At 57.4% G+C, this 2,112-nt stretch carries 1 protein-coding gene; it reads left to right on the plus strand.

The features are described 5' to 3' along the window. The first annotated feature begins 227 nt into the window (after window positions 1-227). Window positions 228-2,111: a YadA family autotransporter adhesin gene (locus tag I5W_RS32120; protein ID WP_441294729.1), complete on the plus strand. Its 1,884-nt coding sequence runs from the start codon at window positions 228-230 to the stop codon at window positions 2,109-2,111. The last annotated feature ends 1 nt before the right edge of the window (window position 2,112 follow it).

Genomic DNA, 2,112 nt, shown 5'->3' on the forward strand with positions numbered 1-2,112 from the left:
GGGTACGCTTCTGCCGCNACGGCAGCCTGGCGTCGGCGACGTCTTATAACAACTACACAGTGAACGGTTCGTATGCGAACGCCGCGGCGGGTAGCCAGACGGTGAACGTGAACGTGGCGTTGGCAGACACGACGAACTACGCATTGAGCACGTCAAGTCAGAACAAGACGACGGCTAACATCGCGAAGGCCAATGTAACGGTAGCGAACGTGACGGCGTCGGACAAGGTGTACGACACGACGACGAACGCAGCACTGTCGAATGGGAACGTGACGGTGCAGTTGGGTAATGCTAGTGCGGCCAATGGCAGCCTCGCCAATGCGACGGCGTTCAGCAACTACACGGCCAATGGGACGTTTGCGAATGCATCGGCGGGTAATAACAAGCTTGTGAGCCTGAATGTAGCGTTGGCAGATACGACGAACTACACGTTGTCGGGAACGACGCAACAGAGCATGACGGCCAATATTGCCAAGGCCAATGTGACGGTAGCGAACGTGACGGCATCGGACAAGGTGTACGACACGACGACCAATGCGGCCATCAGCAATGTGGGTGCAGCCACGGTGTTGCTGGGTAACGCTTCTGCCGCGAACGGCAGCCTGGCGTCGGCGACGGGCTACAGCAATTACACGGTCAATGGCTCGTATGCGAACGCAGCGGCAGGTAGCCAGACGGTAAGCGTGAACGTGGCGTTGGCAGATACGACGAACTACGCATTGAGCACGTCAAGCCAGAACAAGACGACAGCCAACATTGCGAAGGCCAATGTGACGGTGGCGAACGTGACGGCGTCGGATAAGGTGTACGACACGACGACGAACGCAGCCATTAGCAATGTGGGAGCGGCGACTGTCCTGTTGGGTAATGCTAGTGCGGCCAATGGCAGCCTTGCCAATGCGACGGCGTTCAGTAACTACACGGCCAATGGGACGTTTGCGAATGCTTCGGCGGGTAACAACAAGCTTGTGAGCCTGAATGTAGCGTTGGCAGATACGACGAACTACACGTTGTCGGGGACGACGCAGCAGAACATGACGGCCAATATTGCGAAGGCCAATGTGACAGTGGCGAACGTGACAGCGTCGGATAAGGTGTACGACACGACGACGAACGCGGCACTGTCGAATGGCAACGTGACGGTGCAGTTGGGTAATGCGTCGGCCGCGAACGGAACGTTAGCGAGTGCGACGGCGTTCAGCAACTATACGGCCAATGGGACGTTTGCAAATGCATCGGCAGGTAGCAACAAGCTTGTGAACCTGAACGTGGCGTTGGCAGATACGACGAACTACACGTTGTCTGGGACGACGCAGCAGAACATGACGGCCAATATTGCCAAGGCCAATGTGACGGTAGCGAACGTGACGGTGTCGGATAAGGTGTACGACACGACGACGAACGCAGCCATTAGCAATGTGGGTGCAGCCACGGTGTTGCTGGGTAACGCTAGTGCGGCCAATGGTACGTTGGCCTCGGCGACGGGTTATAGCAACTACACGGTCAATGGATCGTACGCGAACGCCGCGGCAGGTAGCCAGACGGTAAGCGTGAACGTTGCGTTGGCAGATACGACGAACTACACGTTGTCTGGGACGACGCAGCAGAACATGACGGCCAATATTGCGAAGGCCAATGTAACGGTAGCGAACGTGACGGCGTCGGACAAGGTGTACGACACGACGACGAACGCGGCCATCAGCAACGTGGGTGCAGCCACGGTGTTGCTGGGTAATGCCAGCGCGGCGAATGGTACGTTGGCGTCGGCGACGGGCTACAGCAATTACACGGTCAATGGCTCGTATGCGAACGCTGCGGCAGGTAGCCAGACGGTGAACGTGAACGTAGCGTTGGCAGACACGACGAACTACTCATTGAGCACGTCAAGTCAGAACAAGACAACAGCCAACATTGCGAAGGCCAATGTGACGGTAGCGAACGTGACGGCATCGGACAAGGTGTACGACACGACGAAGAACGCAGCACTGTCGAATGGAAACGTGACGGTGCAGTTGGGTAATGCCAGTGCTGCGAACGGCAGCCTCGCAATGCGACGGCGTTCAGCAACTACACGGCCAATGGGGACGTTTGCGAATGCATCGGCGGGGTAGT

This window comes from Herbaspirillum sp. B65 (assembly GCF_000333555.1).
Classification (GTDB): Bacteria; Pseudomonadota; Gammaproteobacteria; order Burkholderiales; family Burkholderiaceae_D; genus Herbaspirillum; species Herbaspirillum rubrisubalbicans.